General features: G+C 62.4%; 21 protein-coding genes. 5 read left to right on the top strand and 16 right to left on the bottom strand.

What is annotated here, in order from left to right; genetic code table 11:
* Positions 1-3 precede the first annotated feature (3 nt).
* Together KUIN1_RS10825 and KUIN1_RS10820 are read left to right on the top strand one after the other, a co-directional pair.
* Entirely contained in the window at positions 4-687 is a 684-nt protein-coding gene (locus KUIN1_RS10825) for an ABC transporter ATP-binding protein (RefSeq protein WP_003406778.1), read from the top strand.
* Positions 687-3203 (top strand): ABC transporter permease, encoded by a 2517-nt coding sequence (locus KUIN1_RS10820; protein ID WP_116887070.1) that lies wholly within the window; start codon positions 687-689, stop codon positions 3201-3203. Before KUIN1_RS10825 ends, KUIN1_RS10820 begins: the two co-directional genes overlap by 1 nt.
* A 92-nt stretch (positions 3204-3295) precedes the next feature.
* On the opposite strand, the gene greB is transcribed toward KUIN1_RS10820, so the two are convergent.
* From greB to KUIN1_RS10795, 5 genes are all read right to left on the bottom strand, one after another.
* Entirely contained in the window at positions 3296-3769 is a 474-nt protein-coding gene (greB, locus tag KUIN1_RS10815; RefSeq protein ID WP_003316622.1) for a transcription elongation factor GreB, read from the bottom strand.
* A 47-nt stretch (positions 3770-3816) separates the two neighbouring features.
* The gene (locus KUIN1_RS10810; protein ID WP_003316621.1) at positions 3817-4146 is read right to left on the bottom strand and encodes a hypothetical protein; all 330 of its coding nucleotides are present in this window, start codon (positions 4144-4146) and stop codon (positions 3817-3819) included.
* A 104-nt stretch (positions 4147-4250) separates the two neighbouring features.
* Entirely contained in the window at positions 4251-4559 is a 309-nt protein-coding gene (locus tag KUIN1_RS10805; protein ID WP_003406785.1) for a hypothetical protein, read from the bottom strand.
* Between the two features lie 244 nt (positions 4560-4803).
* Entirely contained in the window at positions 4804-5238 is a 435-nt protein-coding gene (locus KUIN1_RS10800; RefSeq protein ID WP_003406787.1) for a DoxX family protein, read from the bottom strand.
* A gap of 112 nt (positions 5239-5350) precedes the next feature.
* Positions 5351-6772, bottom strand: coding sequence for a transglycosylase SLT domain-containing protein (locus KUIN1_RS10795; RefSeq protein ID WP_058399429.1), 1422 nt, complete (start codon positions 6770-6772; stop codon positions 5351-5353).
* A gap of 180 nt (positions 6773-6952) precedes the next feature.
* Here KUIN1_RS10795 and KUIN1_RS10790 point away from each other — a divergent pair, with 180 nt between their 5' ends.
* The 3 genes from KUIN1_RS10790 to KUIN1_RS10780 all read left to right on the top strand — a co-directional run bounded on the left by KUIN1_RS10790 (position 6953) and on the right by KUIN1_RS10780 (position 9702).
* A complete protein-coding gene (locus KUIN1_RS10790) occupies positions 6953-7774 on the top strand; it encodes a TatD family hydrolase (RefSeq protein WP_011267411.1) in 822 nt (273 codons plus the stop codon).
* 102 nt (positions 7775-7876) lie between these two features.
* The gene (locus KUIN1_RS10785) at positions 7877-9352 is read left to right on the top strand and encodes a methyl-accepting chemotaxis protein (RefSeq protein ID WP_152091979.1); all 1476 of its coding nucleotides are present in this window, start codon (positions 7877-7879) and stop codon (positions 9350-9352) included.
* Between the two features lie 107 nt (positions 9353-9459).
* Positions 9460-9702, top strand: a complete 243-nt coding sequence (locus KUIN1_RS10780) for a hypothetical protein (protein WP_011267409.1) — start codon at positions 9460-9462, stop codon at positions 9700-9702.
* A 12-nt stretch (positions 9703-9714) separates the two neighbouring features.
* Here KUIN1_RS10780 and KUIN1_RS10775 read toward each other — a convergent pair whose 3' ends face one another.
* The 11 genes from KUIN1_RS10775 to kdpA all read right to left on the bottom strand — a co-directional run bounded on the left by KUIN1_RS10775 (position 9715) and on the right by kdpA (position 24873).
* Positions 9715-10512 (bottom strand): acyl-CoA thioesterase, encoded by a 798-nt coding sequence (locus KUIN1_RS10775; protein WP_024652795.1) that lies wholly within the window; start codon positions 10510-10512, stop codon positions 9715-9717.
* A 119-nt stretch (positions 10513-10631) separates the two neighbouring features.
* A complete protein-coding gene (locus tag KUIN1_RS10770) occupies positions 10632-11393 on the bottom strand; it encodes a CHAD domain-containing protein (protein ID WP_116887072.1) in 762 nt (253 codons plus the stop codon).
* 24 nt (positions 11394-11417) lie between these two features.
* Positions 11418-13427 carry a transglutaminase TgpA family protein gene (locus KUIN1_RS10765; RefSeq protein WP_116887073.1) on the bottom strand — a complete coding sequence of 670 codons (2010 nt, stop codon included), beginning with the start codon at positions 13425-13427 and terminating at the stop codon, positions 11418-11420.
* Positions 13424-14407, bottom strand: coding sequence for a DUF58 domain-containing protein (locus tag KUIN1_RS10760; protein ID WP_116887074.1), 984 nt, complete (start codon positions 14405-14407; stop codon positions 13424-13426). The genes KUIN1_RS10765 and KUIN1_RS10760 overlap by 4 nt, the downstream gene beginning before the upstream one ends.
* Positions 14377-15294, bottom strand: coding sequence for an AAA family ATPase (locus KUIN1_RS10755; protein WP_011267404.1), 918 nt, complete (start codon positions 15292-15294; stop codon positions 14377-14379). The genes KUIN1_RS10760 and KUIN1_RS10755 overlap by 31 nt, the downstream gene beginning before the upstream one ends.
* A gap of 1373 nt (positions 15295-16667) precedes the next feature.
* Complete coding sequence (locus KUIN1_RS10730) at positions 16668-16946, bottom strand: lipoprotein (protein WP_003316607.1); 279 nt, start codon at positions 16944-16946, stop codon at positions 16668-16670.
* 96 nt (positions 16947-17042) lie between these two features.
* Positions 17043-17735 carry a response regulator gene (locus KUIN1_RS10725; RefSeq protein WP_003316606.1) on the bottom strand — a complete coding sequence of 231 codons (693 nt, stop codon included), beginning with the start codon at positions 17733-17735 and terminating at the stop codon, positions 17043-17045.
* Entirely contained in the window at positions 17732-20395 is a 2664-nt protein-coding gene (locus KUIN1_RS10720; RefSeq protein WP_060409608.1) for a sensor histidine kinase, read from the bottom strand. The genes KUIN1_RS10725 and KUIN1_RS10720 overlap by 4 nt, the downstream gene beginning before the upstream one ends.
* A 67-nt stretch (positions 20396-20462) precedes the next feature.
* On the bottom strand, positions 20463-21035 hold the full coding sequence (gene kdpC / locus KUIN1_RS10715) for a potassium-transporting ATPase subunit KdpC (RefSeq protein ID WP_024640717.1): 573 nt from the start codon (positions 21033-21035) through the stop codon (positions 20463-20465).
* 54 nt (positions 21036-21089) lie between these two features.
* Entirely contained in the window at positions 21090-23168 is a 2079-nt protein-coding gene (kdpB, locus tag KUIN1_RS10710; protein WP_103712891.1) for a potassium-transporting ATPase subunit KdpB, read from the bottom strand.
* Between the two features lie 10 nt (positions 23169-23178).
* Entirely contained in the window at positions 23179-24873 is a 1695-nt protein-coding gene (gene kdpA / locus KUIN1_RS10705; RefSeq protein ID WP_024660645.1) for a potassium-transporting ATPase subunit KdpA, read from the bottom strand.

Genomic DNA, 24873 nt, shown 5'->3' with positions numbered 1-24873 from the left:
TCCATGAGTGAAAGTATTCTCAGTGCCCAAAGCCTCAGCAAAGTAGTCCCCAGCACCGAAGGTGACCTGACCATCCTGCACGAACTCTCCCTGGAACTAAACAAGGGCGACACGCTGGCCATCGTCGGTGCCTCCGGTTCGGGCAAATCCACCCTGCTCGGTTTGCTGGCCGGGCTGGACCTGCCCAGCGCCGGTTCGGTCATCCTTTCGGGCCGCAACCTCAGCGAACTGGATGAAGACCAGCGCGCCAGAGTGCGTGCCGAGCACGTCGGGTTCGTGTTTCAGTCGTTCCAGTTGCTCGACAGCCTGAACGCGCTGGAAAACGTCATGCTGCCGATGGAGCTCGAAGGCCGCAAAGACGCCCGCGAAAAAGCCCGTGACCTGCTGGAACGGGTGGGCCTTGGCCAGCGCCTGACCCACACGCCGCGTCAGTTGTCGGGTGGCGAACAGCAGCGGGTCGCCATTGCCCGCGCCTTCGCCGCCGACCCCGACGTGCTGTTCGCCGACGAACCCACCGGCAACCTCGACAGCCACACCGGCGAACGCATCAGCGACCTGCTCTTCGAACTGAACAAGGAGCGCAACACCACGCTGGTGCTGGTCACTCACGATGAGCGTCTGGCGCACCGCTGCCGTCGCCTGATCCGCCTTGAAGGGGGCCGACTGGTCGCCCCGCTGGAGCCTTGATGGCACGTTTGCCTTTTGCCCGCCTGCTGAGCCTCGCTGTCCGCCAACTGATGCGTGATGCCCGCGCAGGAGAGTTGCGGGTGTTGTTCTTCGCCCTTCTGGTCGCCGTGGCGGCGAGCACCGCCATCGGTTATTTCGGCGCCCGTCTGAACGGCGCGATGCTGCTGCGGGCGACCGAGTTCCTGGGTGCCGATCTGATCCTCGAAGGCTCGAGCCCGGCGCGGGCCGAGCAGGTCGAAGCAGGCAAACGCCTGCAACTCAAGCATGCGCAGATCGTGGTCTTTTCCAGTGTGATTGCCACCGACGCAGGTATCCAGCTGTCGAGCATCAAGGCAGTGGACGACGCTTACCCATTGCGCGGCGAACTGAAAAGCGCCGCAGACCTGTACCAACCGGAACAGGCCGGCAGCGGTCCGCATCCGGGTGAAGCCTGGGTCGAGGCACGCCTGCTTCCCGCCGTCGCCCTGAAGGTCGGAGACGACCTCGACGTCGGCTCCAAAACCTTGAAACTGACCCGCATACTGACTTACGAGCCAGACCGGGCAGGCAACTTCTACAGCCTGACCCCGCGCGTGATGATCAACCTGCAGGACCTCGCTGCCACCGGCGTGGTGCAGCCGGGCAGCCGGGTCACCTATCGGGAGATGTGGAGCGGCCCGCCGGAAGCACTGGCGGCCTATCGCAAAGCCATTGAGCCGGGTCTTGAGCCGCACCAGGAAATCAAGGACGCCCGCGATGGCAGCCAGCAGATTGGCGGCGCACTGGGCAAGGCCGAACGTTATTTGAATATGGCCAGTCTGGTCGCCGTCTTGCTGGCGGGCGTTGCTGTCGCACTGTCGGCATCCCGATTCGCCGCACGGCGCTTCGATGCCAGCGCCCTGCTGCGCTGCCTGGGGCTGTCGCGCGGTGAGGCGATGACCCTGTTCAGCCTGCAACTGGCGATCATCGGCTTGCTGGCCAGCCTGAGCGGTGCCTTGCTGGGCTGGCTTGCACAACTCGGACTGTTCGCGCTGCTGCAAAATCTGCTCCCGGCGACCGTTCCGCCGGGGGGCGTACTGCCTGCGCTGGCAGGCATGGGCACCGGGCTGGTAGCGCTGGCCGGTTTCGCCCTGCCGCCGCTGGCTGCACTGGGTCGCGTGCCGCCGCTGCGTGTACTGCGCCGCGACATGTTGCCAATCCCCGCCAGCTCCTGGTTAGTGTATGGCGCAGCGCTGCTCGCGCTGGGCCTGATCATGTGGCGCCTGAGCCTGGACCTGGTCCTGACCTTCGCCCTGCTGGGTGGTGGTATCGTCGCCGCGCTGCTGCTCGGCAGTCTGTTGCTGCTGGCGCTCAACAGCCTGCGCCGCCTGCTCTCCGGCGCCTCGCTGCCCTGGCGGCTGGGTTTGGGACAACTGCTGCGTTACCCGCTGGCCGCTGCCGGCCAATCACTGGCTTTCGGCCTGATCCTGTTGTCGATGGGCTTGATCGCGCTGCTGCGCGGTGAGCTGCTCGACACCTGGCAAAATCAATTGCCCAAGGATGCACCGAACTACTTCGTGCTCAACGTACTGCCGGCCGATAAAGAAAACTTCGCCCAGACCCTGGGCAAGCTGTCCACTCACGCGGCGCCCCTTTACCCGGTGGTGCCTGGACGCCTGACCAGCATCAACGGTGAACCGGTCAGCAACTTCGTGACCAAGGATTCGCGCGGTGAAAATGCCACGCGTCGCGACCTGAGCCTGACCTGGGCCGCCGAGCTTCCCGAGGGCAATACCCTGACTGCGGGCAGTTGGTGGAAAGCGTTGCCTGCGTCCGCGCAGAGCGACGCGACGCCCGGTGTCTCGATCGAGGCCAAACTGGCCGACAGCCTGAAAATCAGACTGGGCGACCGCCTGAGCTTCATTGTCGGTGGACTGACCCGCGAAGCCGTGGTCACCAGCCTCAGGAACGTGAACTGGGATACCTTCCAGCCCAACTTCTTCATGATTTTCCAACCCGGCACCCTCGCCGACTTGCCGACCACTTACCTGACCAGCTTTTACCTGCCACCCGGCCAGGACAAGCAGATCGTCGAGCTGTCGCGCGCCTACCCGTCCATCAGCATTCTGGGGGTAGAGGCCCTGCTGGCACAGGTACGCAGCATTCTTGATCAGGTCACCCTGGCTGTGCAGTTCGTCCTGCTGTTCGTGCTGGCCGCAGGTATCGCCGTGCTGTTTTCCGGATTGCAGGCCACGCTGGACGAACGCATACGGCAAGGCGCACTGCTGCGCGCACTGGGCGCAGAGCGAGCGCTGCTGATCAAGTCGCGACGTATCGAATTCGGTTTGCTGGGGGCCGCGAGCGGTGTGCTGGCGGCACTGGGTTGTGAGCTGGTGAGCTTCGTGCTGTACCGCTACGCCTTTTCGCTGGAATGGCAACCGCATCCGTGGCTACTGCTGCTCCCGGTGATCGGCGCCCTGCTGGTCGGTGGTGCCGGTGTATTCGGCACCCGCCGCGCACTGAACGTCAGCCCGCTGACCGTGCTGCGCGAGGGTTGAGGCTACTCACAAATCCAGTGGGAGCGAGCTAGTTGTGTATAGCGATCAGCGCTCCGCGTGAGAATGCAATTCCGGACGCTCTGCGTCCGGCCTCACTTCTCGTAATCAATCGAATTCACGAACCAGAGTTTCTCGCCTTCAGGCGTATTGACCAGCACCTCGTCGCCGACTTCCTTCTTCAGCAAGGCGCGAGCCATGGGCGAGTCGATGGAGATGTAGTCGTTGCGCCCATAGATTTCGTCATAGCCGACAATGCGAAACTTCTTGAGATCGCCCGCTTCGTTCTCGATCTCGACCCAGGCACCGAAGAACACCCGCCCTTCCTGCTCCGGCGAATACTGCACGACACGCATGTCTTCGAGGCGCTTGCGCAGGTAGCGCACGCGTCGGTCGATCTCGCGCAGCAGCTTCTTGTTGTACTGGTAATCGGCGTTCTCGCTGCGATCCCCGAGCGATGCCGCCCAGGCGACCTTTTGCGTAATGTCCGGCCGGTGCTCTCGCCACAGGTAGTCGAGCTCTTTCTTCAGGGCTTCATGCCCGTCACGGGTGATGATCTTTGTACTCAAGAGGTTTCTCCGGCCCTGAAAAAATCAGTTCGACAGGCAATAAAGACTCAACGTCGCGCCACCTCATGCTGGATGCAGCCGTCGTAATAGACCTTGGTCACCGCATCAGGCTTGAGCCGCGACTCGCTGTCGTAAGTCTGCTCCGTGATACGCAATGCCATGGGCCGCATCCATTGTTTGGCAAACTTGCGCGCCTGCAGCTTCTGCCGCGCGCCATAGCGAGTCACGCCTGACAGCTTGGAGGCCTGCGCACCGCCAGCAATGGCCGAGCCCCAACGACACAGGTAACGCTCGTTTTCCGTGGCGTTTCTGGCCTGAACGGAAAAAGCCAGCCCGGAAAGCGTCAGGCACGCCAGAGCACAATAGACCAAACGCATGCGAAAACCACCTAATCCTTTGATAAGGCGGCGATTTTGCCTGTCCGTTCGCGCATCGGGGGCCAGCAATATGCCTTCTCTGCCAATTGGCTGAATCAGGCGATTCAACCCAGCGTGATCAGGCCCTGCCGGGCGATGCGGGTCAGGTCTCGAATCACCTGCCCGACATCGTCTGCCTGCGGCGATTGCACCACGGCGAGGTCGAATTGATCGTCAGCAAAATGGCTCAGCGACTGGTGGGTCTCGGCAAACTGAATCAGAAACGCACAGGAACCGCCACGCCGACGTGGCCAGCCATCGAGATAGCGCAACAGCGTGGGCTGATGGGAGCCACTGAGGAGGATTTTCGGATTCTTGCGTGACAAGACCGTGCTGATCGGGGAAAGACGAATGAGGGGGCGCAGGTTGTTCATGGTGGTTTCTCTGCCTCGCAAGATCCGCTGGGCAGCGGTGAGAGGCAACACCGAACCAACGTTTTAGCGGTATTTCGACAAGACTTCAGCCTTGCCAGGCGCCCCGCAAGTAGTTGTTAAATCGGCGCTTGAGCACGCATCCTAGAGAAACGTCCCATTCATTGTCAATTGCCATTCATGGCAGGAGCCTGCAAACGCACAAGGCCCGTTACAAGAGCGGGCCTTGCACAGCAAGCGTAGCCGGTTATCGGCCGATGATACGGTCCAGCGACAACTTGCCTGCACCTTCGATGAGTACTGCCACGGCACCGCCGAGCAGTGCCAGCGCGTACTCGTAGCCGTTGTTGGCCATGAAGAAGCCGTTGTGGATATGCACGGTGAAGATCGCCACCAGCAACAACAGGATCACCACGACCGCAGCAGGACGAGCCAGCAATCCCAGCAGCAGGCCCAGGCCGCCAAAGAATTCGGCGCTGCCCGACATCAGCGCCATCAGGTAACCCGGCGTCAGGCCCAGGCTTTCCATGTACTGCGCAGTGCCTTCGAGGCCATAACCACCGAAGGCGCCGAACAGTTTCTGGCTGCCGTGCGCGATGAACGCGATACCGACGATGACGCGCAGGACAGTCAGGCCGTAACCGGCGCGAGTGGTGAGGACCGACTTGATCAATGTGTTCATGCGAGACTTTCCGTGAGTGATGGGTGATTAACAGCGAGTGGCGCCATGATAATCAAATTCACTCATGTAAAAACCGCAAATAACGGCGCATACAAATCGAATAAATCGATCTTTAGCGTTTTACCGCAGGTTTGGGCCCGCTCTTTTCCAGCGAGTCACGCTCGCGGTCGAAGGCCAGGTAGTACTTGTTGACGCTGTTCACGAACGCCACGACATTGGCACCGCCCTGTTCCATCGCCACACGCTCGGTCTGGAAGAACCACTGGTTCGGGTTCAGCCCGCGACGCCGCGCTTCCTCGCGCATGCCCTGCACGCGCTCAGGCCCCAGGTTATAGGCGGCCATCACGAATGCCATGCGCTCGCGTTCGTTGACCCGGTTACTGGAGAAATACTTGCGCTGGATCAGCGCCATGTAGCGCGACCCGGCACGGATGTTGTCGTCAGCGCTCTGGATGCTCGGCACGCCAACGCTTTTTGCTGCCGACGGCGTGATCTGCAACAGCCCTGTCGCGCCGCCACTGCCCTTGGCAGACGGGTCTAGCTTGGATTCCTTGAACGCGAGGGCTGCCAGATCAAGCCAGTCCATGCCCTGTGCATCGGCATGGCGTTGCAACATCGGACGCAGTTGTTCCAGACGCTGCAGGTTGTTGCGCACCAACGGGTTGTTGACCTTGTAGGTGTTCTTGTACGCGTTGGCGAACACCTGATCCTGCTGGGCCGACGGCTTATAGTCTTTAAGGAAATCGTCGACACTGGCCCGCAGCTGGGTGGCATTGTCACGAACGAACCAGCTGATGTCCCCGTGGGTCTGCAAGGTCAGGCCGCGTTCGATGCGCAGTTTGGGCATGATCCTCGCCCAGCGCTCGGCAATCGGCTGCTCGACCAGCGTCATCGGGTAAATCCCGGCCTGAACCATTTCCAGCACATCCTCGACAGCCAGACTGGGGTCGACCCATTCGATTTTCGCCAGGGGCAGCTTGCGCAGCTCCAGTTGTCGATTGACCTGATGCAGGGCTTCATCGGCGGCACTGCCGGTGGGCAGGCTCAGGGTCTTTCCGGACAATTGATCCACACGGCGCACACTGCGCTGACCACGAACGCCGACCAGCACCAGAGGCACGTCGTGCACGATCGGTGCGCTGGCCTGAATGCCCTTGGCGTCGCTGACATCGAGCAGCTCGCCGGGCGCGATCATGTCGCCTTCTCCGCGCTGCAAGGCCGTCAGCAGCTGGTTCTTGGCCTTGGGGATGACCTTGATCGTGACCTTCTGCCCGGCACGGGAATGGCTGTTGAGGTACTGCTCGAAAGCTTGCAGACGATGGTATTCGACGCCGATTTCCTGCCCCTTGACGTCGCCGGAGCTGTTACGGCTCTGATTGACCAGCACGCGCAGCACCTTGCTGCTGCGAATCGCCGGCAAATCGCGCACCTGCACCGTGTGCTGCACGACCTCGGGACCGGTCTGCCGAGCAGAAACCTGCAAGGGCAGCAGCGGTAACAGGCAGATCAAAGACACAAGCGCGGATCGGATCATTCACTTCCCCAGGGCAATGCCGGAAAGAAACAGGAAAAAGGAAATCTTGAGGTCACGCAGCAGCATCGAACAGCGAAGGAAATCGTTGAACCTTGAGGTTCAATCGCTTGAATACCCAGCGTTTTCTTGTTGTGGCCAGAGCTCTGGTATGCTCGGCAGCCTTCAGCTGGAGGTAGCACCATGCAACTCATCGACATCGGCGTCAATCTGACCAACGCAAGCTTCGCCTCGCAGCGACAGGCGGTACTCGACCGCGCCTATGCCGCAGGCGTCGAACAACTGGTGGTGACCGGCACCAGTGTCGAGGGCAGCGAACACGCCCTGCAGCTGTGTCACGAGCTGGATGAAAGCGCGCAACGCCTGTTCTGCACGGCAGGTATCCACCCGCATTCGGCGAGCGATTGGACCGGTGACACCGAGAAACAGTTGCATGCCCTGCTCAAGGAAAATCGCGTTCGCGCCGTGGGTGAATGCGGCCTGGATTACAATCGCGATTTCTCGCCTCGCCCCAAACAGGAAAAGGTCCTGGAGGCGCACCTGGCCATGGCCGTGGAACTGCAATTACCGGTGTTCCTCCACGAACGCGATGCCAACCAGCGGCTGCTGGAAATTTTGCGCGATTACCGCGACCGCCTGCCCGCGGCGGTTGTGCACTGTTTCACCGGCGAGCGCGCCGCGCTGTTCAGTTACCTGGACCTTGACCTGCATATCGGCATCACCGGCTGGATCTGCGACGAACGACGCGGCACCCACCTGCACGCGCTGGTGGGCAATATCCCTCGCGGCCGGCTGATGCTGGAAAGCGATGCGCCCTACCTGCTGCCACGCAGCCTGCGCCCCAAGCCGAAAAACGGTCGCAACGAGCCGGCTTACCTGCCGGAAGTCTTGCGCGAAGTAGCCTTGCATCGGGGCGAAACGCAGGAAGACCTCGCACGCCACAGCACGGATTGCGCACGGCAGTTTTTTGCTTTGCCGACGCTGAAAAAATCCACAGAAGATTAAAATCTGCGGCTTTGTTGACCCGTATCAAAGGGCTCTTCGGTGGTTGAGGCACAGTGATGGCATCTTGCTGCTACTTCAACCGATTACCGAAGAAGACCCCTCATGGCCTCATGGCTTGGCAACCTGTCACTGAAATACAAGTTCTGGGCCGTCAACGCGGTCGCTTTCGTCACCACCCTGTTGCTGGTGCTGTACGCCATGCAGACAGAGCAACAAGCGCGGACCGATGTGTCGCGTCAGGTAGCACAAGCGCAGGCGCGCCTGCTGGCCGCCTGGCCCGTCGACGCAGCACTGCCCTCCAGCGATACAATACTGACTTACCGCCAGGGTCAGACACCGGTTTTCGATAGTCTTACGCTGCCGGAACTGGCTGACGCCCGCGACTGGGTGGCGCTGGACAAACCCGTCGGCGATCGATGGCTGAGCGGTGCGCAAATCATCACTCGCGGCGCCGAGCAACGGATTGCGCTACTGGCATTCACCCCGACCTTCATGCACATCCTGCTGGATCGCTTCACGCACTACGCGATGGCGGTTTTTGTGCTGATGTTATTGATGCTCTGTGCCTCTCAGCTGCTGATTCGCTTTCTGCTCAGCCAGCTCAACGCGCTCAAAGACGTGATGCTGCACGTCGAAAAAAGCGGCGACCTGGCGGCCCGTGTTCCCAACCGCAGTGACGATGAGGTCGGGCAGATGGCCAAGGCCTTCAATGCCATGCAGGCCGGTTACCAGCGGGTGGTCAACACCGTTTCGCAAACTGCCGGGCGCCTCGATCAGGGCGCAGCGCATCTGGCGGCGGGCATGAAGGAGGTGCGCCAAGGCATGCTCGGTCAGCAAAGCGAAACCGATCAGGTGGCCACGGCCATCAACGAAATGACGGCCACGGTCCATCACATTGCCCAGCACGCTACAGCCACCCGCGATCAGTCGCAGACGGCTGACGCACTGGCGGGCAGCGGCAAAGTAGTGGTCGACCGTGTGCAGGTGTCCATCGCGGGGCTTTCCAGCGGCGTGCAGCAAACGGCGGAAATGATCCAGCGCATGGCCGAAGACAGCCAGAAGATCAACGGCGTGGTCAACGTCATCCACAGCATTGCCGAACAAACCAATCTGCTCGCCCTCAACGCAGCCATCGAGGCCGCACGCGCCGGGGAAATGGGTCGGGGTTTTGCCGTGGTCGCCGATGAGGTACGCAATCTGGCGAAGCGGGTGCAGACCTCCACCGATGAAATCACCACGATGGTCTCGACCCTGCAAAGCGGCACCCGCGATGCCGTGGATTTCATGCAGGAAAGCTCGCACAAGGCTGAAGAATGCCTGCAGCAGGCGCGGGAAGCGGGTGATGCGCTGGCGGCGATTGCCGGTGCCGTGGCACAGATGCGCGAAAGCAATACGCAGATCGCCGTGGCGGCCCAGCAGCAAAGCCAGGTCGCCGAGGAGATGAACCGTGCGGTGGTGAGTATCCGCGATGTCACCGAACGCACGGTGATCCAGACGGTTGACTCGGCCAGCACCAGTGACGAGCTGGCTACGCTGGCAGGCGAACTGAATGCCGCCATTGGCCAGCTCAAGCTGTAACAGGCTATCGCCGCGATAGACAGGCTTGACTCGTCAGCCCTCTGCGCGCGGGCCTATCCTTCAGGCATTGAACGACGCTTTACGCGTTGCCTGAAGAGGACCGCATCATGAACAAGCCACTTTCCGATCTGCAGTTGAATCAATGGCGTGACAGCAACGACAGTCAGGAGCACTCGGCCAGTCTGGCTCTGTACCTGATCGCCGTGCCGCTGTTCATTCTGGCGGCCCTGCTGATCCTCAACGGCCTGTTTTCCGAAAGCCTTTCATCGGTTGCCATCGGCGTGATCGGCCTGGTGGCGGCGCTGGGGTTTCAGCGCCAGGACGCCGCCCGGGCCGCTCGCAAACCTTGATCCGGTTGCCGGTCAGCCAAATACGGTAACCGTCTGGCGGCTGATTGCGATCAGCTCGCCGTCGGGGCTCCACAATGCCGCGGCGGTATGGCCATAGCCATCGCGGGCATGCTCGATGACTGCGCGGTAGCTGCACCACTGCAGGGTATCGAGCGACGGCTGGGGCTGGACGAACTCAATGGTCCAGGTCAGTGAGCTGCCGGGGGCCGGTTTGTCCAGGTGCGGCAGTACCGCAGGCGGCCAGGTGTCCACCAGCGCCAGAATGTGCGCTTCGCTCATGGGCGTGGCGTGCGGCGTATCGCGAAAGCGCACGTAGCCGCCAATCGCCGGTGATCGGGTATTACTGAATGGCATGCCGCCCAACGCCCAGCGAATGTCCATGAAGCGCAGGTAATCAGGCATCACGCCGCTGGCGAACGGCAGCTCCGGACATTGATCAACCGGTTTAAGGACCGGCGCGGCCTCTGCGGCAACGGTGATCATCGATTCCCGAGGGGCACCGAAGCTGCCTTGTATCAGGGTCATGACCTGACCGTTCTGCATGGCGCGTCCCAGCACCTGACTGACTGCCTTGCCATGGCGCAGGGTGTCGACCTCGAAAGCAATCGGCACACCGGGCGCGGCCGGCCCGACAAAGGTGATCGCCAACGAACGAACCGGCCGCCCTTCCGGCACCTCTGCACGCATCGCTTCGTAGGTCAGCGCAGCCATCAGCCCGCCGAAGCAGGCACGCCCTTGAGACCATTCGGCAGGGATCGTGACAGAGCGCGGATCGCGACGCAGCGCATCGATCAGTTCAGAAAAGGTCATGCTCACTCCACACGTCAACACACAAGTGGATGGATGATAACCATCCTCTTAGTTAACGACAGGCCGCATAATAGCCATTTTTGCGGCCTGAATGACCTGCCTCTCGACAAATCACAGGATCAGAAACAGGCTTTGGCCAAGCGTTTGAGCGATGCTTCGGCCTTGCGCTCGGCGCCTACTATGCCGATCTGCCAGCCCGGCACGCAGGGAGCCAGATCCGGTTGCTCTGCCGCCTGCGCCAGCCATTGCAGATGATCGTGCCAGTCGCCCAGTTCGCCTTGTGCGGACTTGAGCCGCGCCTGCATGTTTTTCGGCTGGTGGCTGAGTTGCGGATAGGCTTCGGCAGCGTAACGTACGCGCTTGATCAGCAGGCGCAGGTCATGACGGTCATGACCGGGCTCGGCGATGGCCACACGCAACTTGTGCCATTGCTTGTCCATGCGCTTTTCGATGGTCTTGCGCAAGCCACGCAACATGCCCTGGCGCTGTTGCAGGCGCAGCATTTCCGGGAACCGGTCAATCAGCTTGAGCAGGCGGGTCAACTCGGGCGAGCTGGCGACCTTTGGGCAGGCGCTTTCCAGGTAACGGTTGCGTGTGAATGCAGCCTCGTTCAAACCCTGCTCTTCAAGAAACCCGGCGAGCACCTGCATGTCACGCAGCGGCGTGGTCAGTTGGCCGACCGCCCTGGCCGCCTCTTCCAGCTCTGCCGCACTCGGTTTTTCCCGCAGGGGCCGCAGTACGCTGCGCAGACGGCGCACCGTGGTACGTAAATCGTGCAGCGCTTCGCTGTCAGTCGAAACGGCAAGACGTGCCTGACACGCGAGCAATTTGACATCCAGCGCCAGCACTTCGGCGACCAGATGATCCACCATTGAAGACATGCAATTCCCCTTCGACAAACTGATTCATGAATGCCTGTCCCTGACGGCTGACAACCTCCATGGCAAACCACGGCGCAGCGTGCTCAGTGCCTGCCTCAAGCGGCTTGCCGAAGCCAGCCGCCCAGCGTAGCGCTGCGCTTGAAATTCGCGGATGAAACCTTCAATGGCCTCGGCATGCTGCGGAAAGTAGAGCACCGCCCTGCGGCAGAATGCGTCAGCGCCTTCACCCGGCATACGACGCAGACCATGGCGGGCGAGCAAGCGTTCAAATGCGTTGAACACGCGCAGTTGCGAGTCGCTTTCGCGTTGCCAGGGTTTGAACAGCCATAACGCGACCAGGCCCAGTGAAAACAGGCTTCCCAGGACAAAAACCGGCGCCTGGAAGCCTGAAAACCAGCGACCGAGAATTTGTAACTGCTGTTGTCCCTGATAGCCCAGCACCCAGCGCTGCCAGCCGTAATTGAGGTTATCCCAACTGAGGCGCAGGGCGTTGACCCAAGGCACGTTGCGGTAGCGTAACGCTGAATAGGGCGAGTCCTGCAGAAACGCTTCGTCCGCCGCCAGCGCCTGCTCCAGACCTTGCTCGATACGTTGCGGCGCCACGGCTGCAGTCGGGTCGACGCTGCGCCAGCCCACGCCCGGCTGCCAGTATTCCACCCAGGCATGCGCGTCGAACTGGCGAACAGTCAGGTACTGCCCGTCGGGGTTCAGTTCGCCGCCCTGATACCCGGCCACCACGCGCGCCGGAATGCCTGCCGCGCGCAGGACAAAGGTCATGGCACCGGCATAGTGGGCGCAAAACCCCTGACGACTGGCAAACAGGAATTCATCGATGCTGTCATTGCCCAATGGCACCGGCTTGAGGGTGTAGTGAAACGGCTGATCGCTGAAGTAACCGAGCAGCGCCGCGACCATGGCGTCCGGTGTGGTGTAGCGGCGGCGCAGTTCATCGGCCCATTGCCGCGCCTGATCATTGCCCTTGGCAGGCAACTGCAGGTCCTGACGCTGGATCTGCTCGCTGGACAGCGGATCACGGACGCTCTGTGGCCATGAGTTGACGGCGTAGAGCAGCGACTGCTCGACGGAGCGTCTGCGCTGCAGGCGGAAGTCGCTCATCTGCCGCACGTCCGGCAACGTGGTTTCTGCCACATCGAGGCTGGGCAGCCAGGGCCGGCCGCTGGCTTCCATGACAACGCTGTAGGCCAGCGGCTCACCGCGTTTCTCCCACTGCGCAATCTGTACGGTCTGGGCGCGGGCCGACTGCGACCAGCGACGCCCATCGAACTGCTCAAGGGTCAGACCGCGCCAATACAGCTGATTGCGCGCCGGGATCGGCCCTTCGAAACTGGCGCGGAACACCAGCGCGGGCGATTTGCTCAGCTCCGCCATGTCGCCGGGTGCCATGTTGTCCGACAGACCGGTGACGCCTTTGTTGCTCGGCTGCGGCAGCGACCAGAGCGGGTCCAGACGCGGGAAGAACAGAAACAGCAGGAGCATCAACGGCAGCGCCTGCGCCATCAGCTTGAACGCCAGCTTGAGCGTGTCGGCCGACCTGCCGGCCAGGTCCGAGTGTTGCAGGCCGATCAACGCAGCCAGCAGCGCGCTGACCGGCAGCAGACTGAAGAGCGCCCACAGCAGGTTATCTTCGAACAGATAGCCGACCGCCACGCAGAAGAAGCCAAGGAAAATCAGCACCCGCGCGTCACGGCGATTGTTCATTTCCAGCATTTTCAGAACGAATGCAGCCACCAGTAACGCAGCCCCGGCATCCAGCCCGACCAGGCTGCCGCGCGCCAGATAGACGCCACCGGCGGTGCCCACCAGCAGCCCGGACTTGACCCAGGTGCCAGGCAAGCGCACGCGCATGCGGAACGCTTGAACGCGCCACACCGTGCAGCCCAGCCAGAGGATCATGATCGACACCGGGACATGCAACGCGAACGGCAACACCACCAGTGCCTGCGCCACCAGCAGCCAGGTCAGGCTGACACGCGGAATGGGCGCGGCGGGAACTGCCTTGACCTTGTCGTTCATGGGCGATGGCCGTACAGCGCAAGGGCGCGCAGGCAGACTTCGCGGTGTGCATCACCGCTGTCCACCGCTGACAGAAAGCCCGGTAACCGCAGGGCAAACGGCTGGTGCCGCTGCGACAGCTCCAGCACCCAATAACACAGGCGCGACAGGCGCTCCTCGATATCCCCGCCCAGCGCCATGAAGTCCAGGCACAGGTCATGGCCACTGAGGTCGGTGAAGTCCTTGATCAACAGCCCCTGCCCGCGTGAATACGCCTTCCAGTGCAGGCGACTGCGATTGTCACCCGGCTGGTAGCTGCGCAGGCCCTGATAATCATCGACACCGGCACCCTGGGTAGCATGACCATCGTCCTCGGCATGCGGCTGCACGCCCTTGAGCAACGGCAGGGTCCCGGACAAGGGTCGAGGATAGATCAAGGCGCTCTGCTCCAGGTCGAGCCAGCTCCAGGCACGAAAGATGCCCAGCGGAAACACGCTCTCGATGCGCAGCCTTGGTGCATGCAGCCAGCCACGCTTTTCGGCGGGTAGCGTCAGCTCCAGGTCGGTCAGCCCACGGGGCAGCACGTCGCCTGACTGCAACGCTGTCGCGCTCCAGCCGAACCCCAGTGCATGGTGAGCCTGACCGGCACTTTCCAGGCGCAGGCGCAATTGCACCGGTTCGCCGACGAATACCGAACGCGCCACGCCCGCACTCAGAACCAGACCGCTGATGTTGCGGTAGGTGTGCAGGATGGCCAGCACGCCTATCGACAGCAATAGAAAGGTCAACCCGTAGGCCAGACTGTTCTGGTAATTGATCGCCACCAGCAGCATGAGCACCAGCACTAACGCGTAAATCATGCCGGTGCGTGTCGGCATGATGAAAATGCGCCGGTGGTCGAGGGTGATGCGTGACGCTGGAGGAATTCGCCTCGACAGCCAGCGTTGCCAGAGCGGTTTGAGCGGTTCGATCAAAGCACGGGCACCTCGCGCAACAGCCACTGCACCAGCGCACCGCCGCCGTGTCCGGTCGGATCGCTGCGTTCACGCAGCCGGTGGCCGATCACCGATGGCAGCACCGCCTGCACGTCCTCGGGAATCACATACTCACGCCCCAGCAACATCGCCCAGGCCCGTGCAGCGGCCAGAACCGCCAGGCTCGCCCTGGGTGAAAGTCCGTAGGCGAACTGCGGCTGACTGCGCGTCGCCTCGACCAGTCGCAGGACATAATCAACCAGCGCGTCACTGGCACGCACCTGCCGCGCCTGCGCCTGAAGCTGGCCAAGCAGGGCGTGATCCAGAATCGGTTGCAGACGCGGCAACAGCTCGCGGCGCGACTCGCCCAGCAGCAGGGCTTTCTCTGCTGCTCTAGCCGGGTAGCCCATGGAAATGCGCATCATGAACCTGTCCAGTTGCGACTCGGGCAAGGCAAAAGTGCCGCCGGAGCTGAACGGGTTCTGGGTCGCGATCACAAAGAATGGATCGGGCAACAGACGCGTCGCGCCTTCGATCGACACCTGCCCTTCTTCCATCGCTTCCAGCAACGCGCTCTGGCTCTTGGGCGTGGCGCGGTTGATCTCGTCGGCGAGCACCAGCTCAGCGAAAATCGGCCCCGGATGAAAGGTGAACTGCCCACTGTCCCGATCAAATACCGAGGTCCCCAGGATGTCACCTGGCAGCAGGTCAGAGGTGAACTGAATGCGCTGATAACTCAGACCAAGAATTTTCGCCAGCGCATGACTGAGGGTAGTCTTGCCCATCCCCGGCAAGTCCTCGATCAACAAATGCCCGCCGCCGACCAGACACGTCATCGCCAGGCGTACCTGCGCCTCCTTGCCCAGCACCACCTCATTGATCGCGCTCAGGCACGCATCGAGTTTTCTACCCATCGAAAGCCCCTTCCGGCAACTGCTTCATGACTGTGGGACTGCAAGCGATGCTAATGTCCGAACACTTTAAAGTGAGCGTAGGCCGTTTCGCCAGAGTTGGTTAGGCCTACCGTCTCGCCAGACTGAAAGATTTGTGACGCAGAGCGTCACGAACGGCATGCCGACGCGGAGCGTCGGCACGATAGCCAAAACAATCTCATGCCTTACCCGCAGCCACTGCCGCAAAAGTTCTTTTCAACCACGATGGTACTGACGACGCAGAGTGCGACGTAAGTGACGGCTGAGGCCTGGCGCTGATCCGGGGGTAGCCTGGCAGGACGCCAGGCTAGCCGCACCGGACCATGGATGGTCCGTTGCGGCGACCCCCGGATCAGTGACAGGGCGAAGGAACCCGACGAAGTCGGGCCGGAAACAGGAGCGAGGGGGTTTGCCTACTTTGGCCCCATCAAAGTAGGTCGCCGAGGGGCGAAAAGGTGACTTGAGCCAGAAACAAACATCACTGATATCGCAGAACCGCCGTGTGACGCAGAGCGTCACGAACTGCATTCCCACGCTGGAGCGTGAGGAACGATAGTCATCAGTTTCCGGGCCGTGCCTTTAGCCAAATTGCTCTGAAGCGCTTTTCAACCGCGATGGCACTGACGACGCAGAGTGCGACGTAAGTGACGGCTGAGGCCTGGCGCTGATCCGGGGGTAGCCTGGCAGGACGCCAGGCTAGCCGCACCGGACCATGGATGGTCCGTTGCGGCGACCCCTGGATCAGTGTCAGGGCGAAGGAACCCGACGAAGTCGGGCCGGAAACGGAGCCAGGGGCTTTGGTCACTTTGGCCCCTTCAAAGTGACTCGCCGAGGGGCGAAAAGGTGACCTGAGTCGAACCTCAATCTACCTGGCATCACAGAACAGCTGTGTGACGCAGAGCGTCACGAACTGCATTCCCACGCGGAGCGTGAGGAACGATAGTCATCAGGCTCCGGGCCGTCCCTCTAGCCCGACTACTCTAAAGTGCTTTTCGAACACGATGGTACTGACGACGCAGAGTGCGACGTAAGTGACGGCTGAGCCCCGGATCAGTATCAGGGCGAAGGAACCCGACGAAGTCGGGCCGGAAACAGAGCCAAGGGGTTTGCCTACTTTGGCCCCATCAAAGTAGGTCGCCGAGGGGCGAAAAGGTGAACTGAGCCGAACGTCAATCCAGCTGATGTCGTAGAACCGCCGTGTGACGCAGAGCGTCACGAACTGCATGCCAACGCATTAGCACGATAGTCATTGTCCAGACGCCCCATTTTCAGGGGCTTTACTGGTCTCTTCGCGAGCAAGCTCGCTGCCACGGCCTTCGGCCAGAATCAAGAGCAGACCTGTGTATCGTCAGGTATCAACGGCCAGCGCGGGACTCACGGATATAGAAGCGGGCCTTTTCGGACTTCTCGGTGCAGCCTTCAAACGCCTCGAACTGCTGCTGAGTCTTGGCACCCGTCAACAGCGACAAGGCCTTCGAGTAACTGACCGTTCCGGCGAAGCCTTCAGCCTTGGCCAGATCCAGCTCATGCCAGGCCGCGTCGAGCTGAGTGGCGCAGCTGTCGCGATATCCGGTCTTGCCAGCACAACCTGCAAGAACCAAAACAAGCAATGGCAGACAGATAAGGGCTTTCATGCGGGTGTTACCTCAAGAGAGAACAGGGAGTGTGCGGCTTTGACGGTGCGCGGCAGTAAAAGTGCCGCAGCACGGGGCTCTGCTCGCTTTTTTCATCTAGTGATCAGCGAGCAGACGATACCCTATTCCAGGCTCGGTGAGGATGAACCGCGGAGCGGTCGGATCGTCCGCCAGCTTCTGCCGCAAATGCCCCACCACGATACGCAGATAGTGACTGTCTTCGGTGTGCGTAGGCCCCCAGATATCCTTGAGCAATTGCTGCTGGGTAATGACCCGCCCGGGATGCCGCGCCAACTGCGCCAGCACCGCGTATTCCTTGCGGGTCAGCGCCACTTCGAGACCGTCGAGCAGCACGCGCCGATAGGCCAGGTCGACGGTGAGCGGCCCGAACTCAAGCGCAGATTCGGGCTTTTCGCTGCCCGACGCCTGCCTGAGCAGCGCCCTGATGCGGGCCAGAAACTCCTGAATGCCAAACGGCTTGGTCACGTAATCGTTGGCGCCGGCGTCCAGTGCCTGGACTTTCTGTGCCTCACTGGCGCGCACCGAAAGCACCAGCACCGGCACCGCCGACCACTCGCGAAACTCGCTCAACACCTGCTGACCGTCCATGTCCGGCAGCCCAAGGTCAAGCACCAGCAAATCCGGTTTGTTCAAGGCAGCCTGAGTCAGACCCTCGGCGCCAGTGGCGGCTTCCAGCACCTTGTAGCCCTGCGAGACCAGACTGATGCGCAGAAACTTGCGAATCTGCGGCTCGTCGTCGATGACCAGAATGGTGGTCGCCTGGCTCAAGCGGACTCCTCCAGTTCCACATCCGGCTGCGCCTGCAGCGGCAGAAACAGCGTGATGCGCGTACCCAGCCCATCAATACCCTCCTCGACCGAAAGCCGTCCGCCATGCGCGCCGATCATGCCCTGACAGATCGCCAGCCCCAGCCCGGTGCCCTGCCCGCCACGATCGCCGCGGGCGGCGGTGTAGAACATGTCGAAAATCTTCGCTCGTTCGTCTTCGGGAATGCCGGGGCCTTCGTCACTGACCGAGAAAAACAGTTCACTGTCGACCACACCGGCCGCCACCTGCAGGCGTCCATCGACGGGTGAAAAGCGCGCAGCGTTCTCAAGCACATTGACCAGCGCCTGCTCGATCAGCGCTGCGTGCACGTACAGCAGCGGCAGCTCGCCAGTCACCTGGGTGCTGACCTGCAATGGCGCCAGTACGGCACGCAGCCGGTTGAGCGCGCTACCGACGATATCGGCGGGCGACACCCAGTCGCGGGCCAGCTTCAGCGCACCGTGCCCCAGACGCGTCATGTCCAGCAGGTTCTGGATATAGCGGTCCAGGCGCTCGGCTTCATCGCGGGTGCCTTCCAGCAGCTCGCGGCGATCCTCCAGTGGAATGGCTTCACCCAGGGCCAGCAGGCTGTCGATGCTGCCGCGCATCGAGGTCAGCGGGGTACGCAGGTCGTGGGACACCGAGGCCAGCAAGGCACTGCGCAGTTGCTCGGTTTCACCGTGCAGGCGCGCCGCCTCAAGCTCTTGCGCCAGTTGCGCACGGGCCAGCGCCTGCGCCAGTGGCTGGGTCAGTGCCGCCAGCAGACGTCGATGCTGCGCGGTGAACGACTGGCCTTCCCGCGCGCAGACCCCAAGTAGAGCCAGCGGCCCTTCTTCTGCGGTGATCGGCCACCACCACCAGCGTCCGGACGGCAAGGTGCCAGTGCCACTGCCCGCAGGTTGATCGTGCTTCCAGGCCCAGTCGGCGGCAGCACGCTCGGCTTCCGAGAAGGTCAGCGGCCCACCGGTTTCGACCACCCTGCCGCCCTCTCCGTCGCGGCCGACCAGGCACAAGTGCAGTTCCTTCCAGCCGGAAAAATGCTGCTCGGCGGCGCTGAATACCGCCTTGCGGTCGGTGGCGGCGGTCATCTTGCGCGACAGGTCGAGCAGTTCGCTGGTCTGTTCCTGGGTATCGCGCAATGCCTGCAACTGCCTGCGCTGGCGTGCTGCGAGCTTGCCGGTCAGGGCCGACATCAGCAGGAAGAACAACAGCGTCAGCACGTCTTCTTCGCGCTGGATGTTCAGGGAAAAGCTCGGCGGAATGAACAGAAAATCATAGGCCAGGAACGATAACCCGGCACAGGCCAGCGCCGGGCCCATGCTGCTGCGCACGGCGACCAGCAATACCGCAGCGAGAAAGATCAGGGAAATGTTCGGCAGCGCCAGCACGCCTGCAACGCCCCAGGCGACCAGACTGGCGATCAACGTGGCGACGAACGCCAGACCGTAATCGAACCACACGACTTCGCGGGCCGGGCGCGCACGCGGCGGCTGATCGGGCAGTTCCTCGCTGTCGTCGAGCACCGAGATTTCCAGCCCATGCCCTTCACGCAACAAGCGCGCCGCGACGCCGCCACCAAACACGCGGCGACGCCAATGCCGACGCGACTGGCCGACCAGCACCACGCTGGCACGTCGTTCGATGGCATGCTGAACCAGCGTTCTGGCAACCTCCCCGGCACGCAATGAAACCGCCTCGCCGCCCAGCCGCTCGGCCAGTTGCTGAGCGCTTTGCAGGCGCGCGCGTGACTGCTCGTCGAGGGTTTGCCCATCGTCCACATGCACGGCGCTCCATGGCAGATGGCGACGCTGGGCAACCCGACTGGCATGACGCACCAGGCGCTCGGCATGGATATCGCCATCGATGCCCACCAGCATCCGCCCGCGAACCGCCGGGGCCGACTGGCCCAATTGCCGGTAGCCCTGCGCCAGATCGTTATCGACCTGCGCCGCCGCTGTCTGCATGGCCATTTCGCGCAACGCGGTGAGGTTGGTCTGGGTAAAAAAGGCATCGATGGCCGCGCGCGCCTGCTCCGGCACGTAGACCTTGCCGTCGCGCAGGCGCTCCAGCAGCTCGCGGGGCGGCAGGTCGATCAGCACCAGTTCAAAGGCTTCCTGCAGCACCCAGTCCGGCAGGGTTTCACGCACCTGCACGCCGGTGATGCCGCGGACATGGTCATTAAGGCTTTCAAGATGCTGGACGTTGACCGTGGTGTAGACGTCGATACCGGCGGCGAGCAGTTCCTGAATGTCCTGCCAGCGCTTGGTGTGGCGACTGCCGGGCGCGTTGGTGTGCGCCAGTTCGTCGACCAGCACCAGGCTCGGCGCAGCCTTGAGCAGCGCGTCGAGGTCCATTTCTTCGAGGGTCATGCCGCGATAATCAGTGCGCAGCAAGGGCTGTTGCGGCAGACCGTTGAGCAGCGCTTCGGTTTCTGCGCGGCCGTGGGTTTCGACCACGCCCGCCAGCACCTTAACGCCTTGGCGCAGCTGCGCGTGAGCCGCCTGGAGCATGGCATAGGTCTTGCCAACGCCTGGCGCAGCCCCGAGAAAAACCTTCAGCCTTCCGCGCCCCTCGCGGGGCAACTGGGCCAGCAGTGCGTCAGCTCGACCGGAATCACTCACGTTGGTTACCACCCTCTTTCTGATCAGCTACAGCTTAGTGAATCTGCTGCGTACATGGCGCACTTTGTTACAGCTGCGCGTTGCGCGGTGCAGACGGTAACTGATTCAGGCTCATATTCAAGGCCAATACGTTAACCACGGGTGGGCCGATCAGCGGGCGCTGGGTATTGGCGTCGATCAGCGCCTGCACTTTGTCCAGCGGCAACTGGCGCGCCGCTGCAACACGCCCGGCCTGCCAGGCCACCGCTTCAGGCGAGAGGTGCGGGTCAAGGCCGCTGCCGGAGGTGGTCAGCAAGGCCATTGGTATCGGTTCCTGCGAGGCGTTGGCCAGTTTCGCGGCATCCTCTTTCACGCGTGTCGCCAGTGCCGGGTTGCTCGGTGCGAAGTTGCTTGCGCCACTGGCCACGGTCGCGAATGCGCCAGCCGAAGGACGCGACTGAAACCACTCATCGCCGGTGAATGACTGGGCGATCAGCGCCGAGCCGCGCACCTTGCCCGACGCGTCATACACCAGGCTGCCATTGGCCTGGGCCGGAAACGCCACTTGTGCCACTCCGGTGACCACCAGCGGATACGCCACACCGGTAATCAGGCTCATCAACACGATCAGGCTCAAGGCCGGACGCAATACATTGGACATCTGCACATCCTCAATCAGGTGAGGCTGCACGCCGACCGGCATGCAGCACAGGCTTCAAACAAGGCCGAGTGCGACCAGCAGCATGTCGATCAGCTTGATGCCGATAAACGGCACAACGATGCCGCCCAGGCCATAGATCAGCAGGTTGCGACGCAACAAGTGAGCCGCGCTGGCCGCCTGTACACGCACGCCGCGCAGGGCCAGCGGGATCAGCACGACGATGATCAGCGCGTTGAAGACGATGGCCGAGACAATCGCGCTCTGCGGGCTGGTCAGCTTCATGACGTTGAGCACACCCAGTTGCGGGTAGATCGAGGCAAACAGCGCAGGCAGTACCGCGAAGTACTTGGCCACGTCGTTGGCAATCGAAAAGGTGGTCAGCGCACCGCGGGTAACCAGCAACTCCTTGCCGATCTGCACCACGTCCAGCAACTTGGTCGGGTCGCTGTCGAGGTCAACCATGTTCGCCGCTTCGCGTGCCGCCTGAGTGCCGTCGTTCATCGCCATGCCGACATCGGCCTGGGCCAGTGCGGGCGCATCGTTGGCACCGTCGCCGCACATCGCCACCAGCCGCCCTTCGCCCTGCTCCTGGCGAATCCGCTCCAGTTTTTTCTCCGGTGTGGCTTCAGCCAGAACGTCGTCGACACCGGCCTCGGCGGCAATCGCTGCGGCAGTCAACGGGTTATCGCCGGTGACCATCACGGTGCGGATACCCAGTTTGCGCAGCTCTTCGAAACGTTCGCGAATACCCGGCTTGACCACGTCCTTGAGATGGATCGCGCCCAGCAACCGACCGTTGGCGCAGACCAGCAGCGGCGTACCGCCGGTCTTGGCAATCTTGTCGACTTCACGGGCCAGTACAGGCGGCAGCTCGCTGCGCTGCATGTCGATGAAGGCCAACAGCGAATCCACTGCACCCTTGCGGTACACGTGGCCCTGATAATCAACGCCGGACAGACGCGTATCAGCGCTGAACGGCACGGCAGTCACCGAGCTCAGGGTCGGCTCGTTCATCGGGTGCAGGTTGCGCAGAAACTCGACGATGGATTTGCCTTCTGCCGTGTCGTCGGCCAGCGAGGCCAGCAAAGCACCCTCGCCCAGTTCCTTGGCGGTCACGCCCGGTGCAGCGTAGACCGCGGCGCAGCGACGGTTGCCGAAGGTGATGGTGCCGGTCTTGTCCAGCAGCAGCACATGCACATCGCCCGCGGCTTCCACGGCGCGACCGGACTTGGCAATCACATTGAGGCGCACCAGGCGGTCCATGCCGGCAATGCCGATGGCCGACAGCAGACCACCAATGGTGGTCGGGATCAGCGTGACCAGCAACGCCACCAGAAACACCAGCGGCAGGCTGCCACCGGCAAAGTGGGCGAACGGCTGCAAGGTGATGACCACCAGCAGAAAGATCAGGGTCAGGCCGATCAGCAGAATATCCAGCGCGACCTCATTGGGGGTCTTTTGCCGCTTGGCGCCTTCGACCAGCGCGATCATGCGGTCCAGTGTCGACTCGCCGGGGTTGGCGCTGATGCGGATCAGCAGCCAGTCGGAGACCAGCCGGGTGTTGCCGGTCACGGCCGAGCGGTCACCACCGGATTCGCGGATCACTGGTGCGGATTCGCCGGTAATCGCGGCCTCGTTGACCGCCGCGATGCCTTCGATGACTTCGCCATCACCGGGAATCATTTCGCCGATTTCGACGCGCACCACATCACCCTTGCGCAACTCGCTGGCATTGATGATGCGCAGGTTGCCGTTGTCGTCCCTGATACGTGCCTTGAGCCCTTCGCTGCCCGCCTTGAGGCTGTCGGCGCGGGCCTTGCCGCGGCCTTCGGCCAGCGCTTCGGCGAAGTTGGCGAACAGCACGGTGAACCACAGCCACAGGGCGATCTGCACGCAAACCGAAGTCGGCACCTGCGGGTTGGGGATCACACACAACACGGTGGTCAGAATGGCGGTCAGTTCAACCACCAGCATGACCGGCGAACGCTTGAGCTGACGCGGGTCGAGCTTGATGAACGCCTGCACCAGCGCCGGACGCCACAGGGCGGCGATGCCGGTTTTTGCCGACTCGGTGGCCTGCGATTCAGTAGATTTCGCAGCAGCATTTTTTGCAGGATTAATAGGTAAGTTCATGATCGGTTCCTCAGAAACCCAGGCTCAGGTGTTCGGCAATCGGCCCCAGTGCCAGGGTCGGCAGGAAGGTCAAGCCACCCACCAGCAGAATCGTGACGGTCAGCAGGGTGACGAACAGCAGGCCATGGGTCGGGAAGCTGTTCTGGCCCTGCGGCGCGGCCTTCTTCATGGCCAGGCTACCGGCCAGGGCCAGCACCGGCAGGATGTAGCCGAAGCGGCCGATGAAAATCGCCAGGCTGAGCATCAGGTTGTGGAACACGGTGTTGGCACTGAAACCGCCGAACGCCGAACCGTTGTTGGCCGTGGCCGAGGTGTAGGCGTACAGCAACTGACTGAAGCCATGCGGGCCGGGGTTGCTGACGGCACCGGCCGGGCCGGGCAGGCTCGCGGCAATCGCGCCCAGCACCAGCACGCCGACCGGCATCACCAGCAAGGTCGCGACCAGCAGCCGGACTTCCTGCGCCTGCAGCTTCTTGCCCAGGTATTCCGGGGTGCGGCCAATCATCAGACCCGCGAGGAACACAGCGATAAGCACGTTGAGCAGCATGCCGTTGAGGCCGACACCGACGCCGCCGAAGATCACTTCGCCGACCATCATGTTGACCAGCGCGACCATGCCGGTCAGCGGGTTGAGGCTGTCATGCATGCCGTTGACCGAGCCGTTGGACGCCGCAGTGGTAGCGACTGACCAGAGCACCGTGCCGGTGGTGCCAAAGCGGGTTTCCTTGCCTTCCAGCGGTGCGGTCTGCTCGACACCGGCGATGTTCAGCGCCGGGTTAGGCTGGTACTCGGCCCACAGCGAGACCGCACCGCCGATCAGCAGCAATGCCAGCATGCAGCCCAGGATCGCGCGGCTCTGGCGCATGTCCTTGACGTAATGGCCGAAGGTGAACACCAGTGCAGCCGGGATCAGCAGGATCGACACCAGTTCGAACAGGTTGCTCCAGGCCGTGGGGTTCTCGAACGGATGCGCCGAGTTGACGCCGAAGAAGCCGCCACCATTGGTGCCCAGTTGCTTGATGGAGATCTGACTGGCCGCAGGGCCCATCGGCAGGCTTTGATCAGCACCCTGCAGGGTCAGCGCGTCGATGTAGTGGCCGAAGTTCTGTGGCACGCCCTGCCAGACCAGAAACACCGCCAGCACGATACTGATCGGCAACAGGCCGTAGAGCGTGGCGCGGGTCATGTCGGCCCAGAAGTTACCCAGGCTCTGCGATGAGCGACGACTGATGCCGCGACACAGCGCGACCAGCACTGCCAGGCCGGTCGCGGCGCTGACGAAGTTCTGCACGGTCAGGCCGACCATCTGGCTCAGGTAGCTGAGCGACGCTTCGCCGCTGTAGGCCTGCCAGTTGGTGTTGGCGACAAAGCTCATGGTGGTGTTGAAGGCCAGCGACCATTCCATGCCCGGCAGTTGCTGCGGGTTGAGCGGCAGCACGCCTTGCAGCATGAGGATGGCGAACAGCACGACAAAGCCCGCCAGGTTGAACGCCAGCAAGGCCCAGGCGTATTGCTGCCAGGATTGCTCGGTTTTCGGGTCGACGCCGGAGATCCGGTAGCAGGCGCGCTCGACCGGCCCCAGCAACGGGCTCAGCCAGGTACGCTCGCCTTCCATGACCCGGTAATAGAAACGCCCCAGCCACGGCGCGGGGGCCAGCAGCAGGACCAGAAAGGCCAGGATCAACAGATAATCGTAACTGTGCAT

It is taken from the genome of Pseudomonas sp. KUIN-1 (genome assembly GCF_009176725.1).
GTDB classification, from domain to species: Bacteria; Pseudomonadota; Gammaproteobacteria; order Pseudomonadales; family Pseudomonadaceae; genus Aquipseudomonas; species Aquipseudomonas fragariae.
This window is presented reverse-complemented; position numbering and strand designations above follow the sequence as displayed.

Coding starts and splice junctions, on each gene's coding strand:
- KUIN1_RS10825 (WP_003406778.1), top strand. CDS start 4: ATGAGTGAAAGTATTCTCAGTGCCCAAAGCCTCAGCAAAGTAGTCCCC.
- KUIN1_RS10820 (WP_116887070.1), top strand. CDS start 687: ATGGCACGTTTGCCTTTTGCCCGCCTGCTGAGCCTCGCTGTCCGCCAA.
- KUIN1_RS10810 (WP_003316621.1), bottom strand. CDS start 4,146: ATGCGTTTGGTCTATTGTGCTCTGGCGTGCCTGACGCTTTCCGGGCTG.
- KUIN1_RS10805 (WP_003406785.1), bottom strand. CDS start 4,559: ATGAACAACCTGCGCCCCCTCATTCGTCTTTCCCCGATCAGCACGGTC.
- KUIN1_RS10800 (WP_003406787.1), bottom strand. CDS start 5,238: ATGAACACATTGATCAAGTCGGTCCTCACCACTCGCGCCGGTTACGGC.
- KUIN1_RS10795 (WP_058399429.1), bottom strand. CDS start 6,772: ATGATCCGATCCGCGCTTGTGTCTTTGATCTGCCTGTTACCGCTGCTG.
- KUIN1_RS10790 (WP_011267411.1), top strand. CDS start 6,953: ATGCAACTCATCGACATCGGCGTCAATCTGACCAACGCAAGCTTCGCC.
- KUIN1_RS10785 (WP_152091979.1), top strand. CDS start 7,877: ATGGCCTCATGGCTTGGCAACCTGTCACTGAAATACAAGTTCTGGGCC.
- KUIN1_RS10780 (WP_011267409.1), top strand. CDS start 9,460: ATGAACAAGCCACTTTCCGATCTGCAGTTGAATCAATGGCGTGACAGC.
- KUIN1_RS10775 (WP_024652795.1), bottom strand. CDS start 10,512: ATGACCTTTTCTGAACTGATCGATGCGCTGCGTCGCGATCCGCGCTCT.
- KUIN1_RS10770 (WP_116887072.1), bottom strand. CDS start 11,393: ATGTCTTCAATGGTGGATCATCTGGTCGCCGAAGTGCTGGCGCTGGAT.
- KUIN1_RS10765 (WP_116887073.1), bottom strand. CDS start 13,427: ATGAACGACAAGGTCAAGGCAGTTCCCGCCGCGCCCATTCCGCGTGTC.
- KUIN1_RS10755 (WP_011267404.1), bottom strand. CDS start 15,294: ATGGGTAGAAAACTCGATGCGTGCCTGAGCGCGATCAATGAGGTGGTG.
- KUIN1_RS10730 (WP_003316607.1), bottom strand. CDS start 16,946: ATGAAAGCCCTTATCTGTCTGCCATTGCTTGTTTTGGTTCTTGCAGGT.
- kdpC (WP_024640717.1), bottom strand. CDS start 21,035: ATGTCCAATGTATTGCGTCCGGCCTTGAGCCTGATCGTGTTGATGAGC.
- kdpB (WP_103712891.1), bottom strand. CDS start 23,168: ATGAACTTACCTATTAATCCTGCAAAAAATGCTGCTGCGAAATCTACT.
- kdpA (WP_024660645.1), bottom strand. CDS start 24,873: ATGCACAGTTACGATTATCTGTTGATCCTGGCCTTTCTGGTCCTGCTG.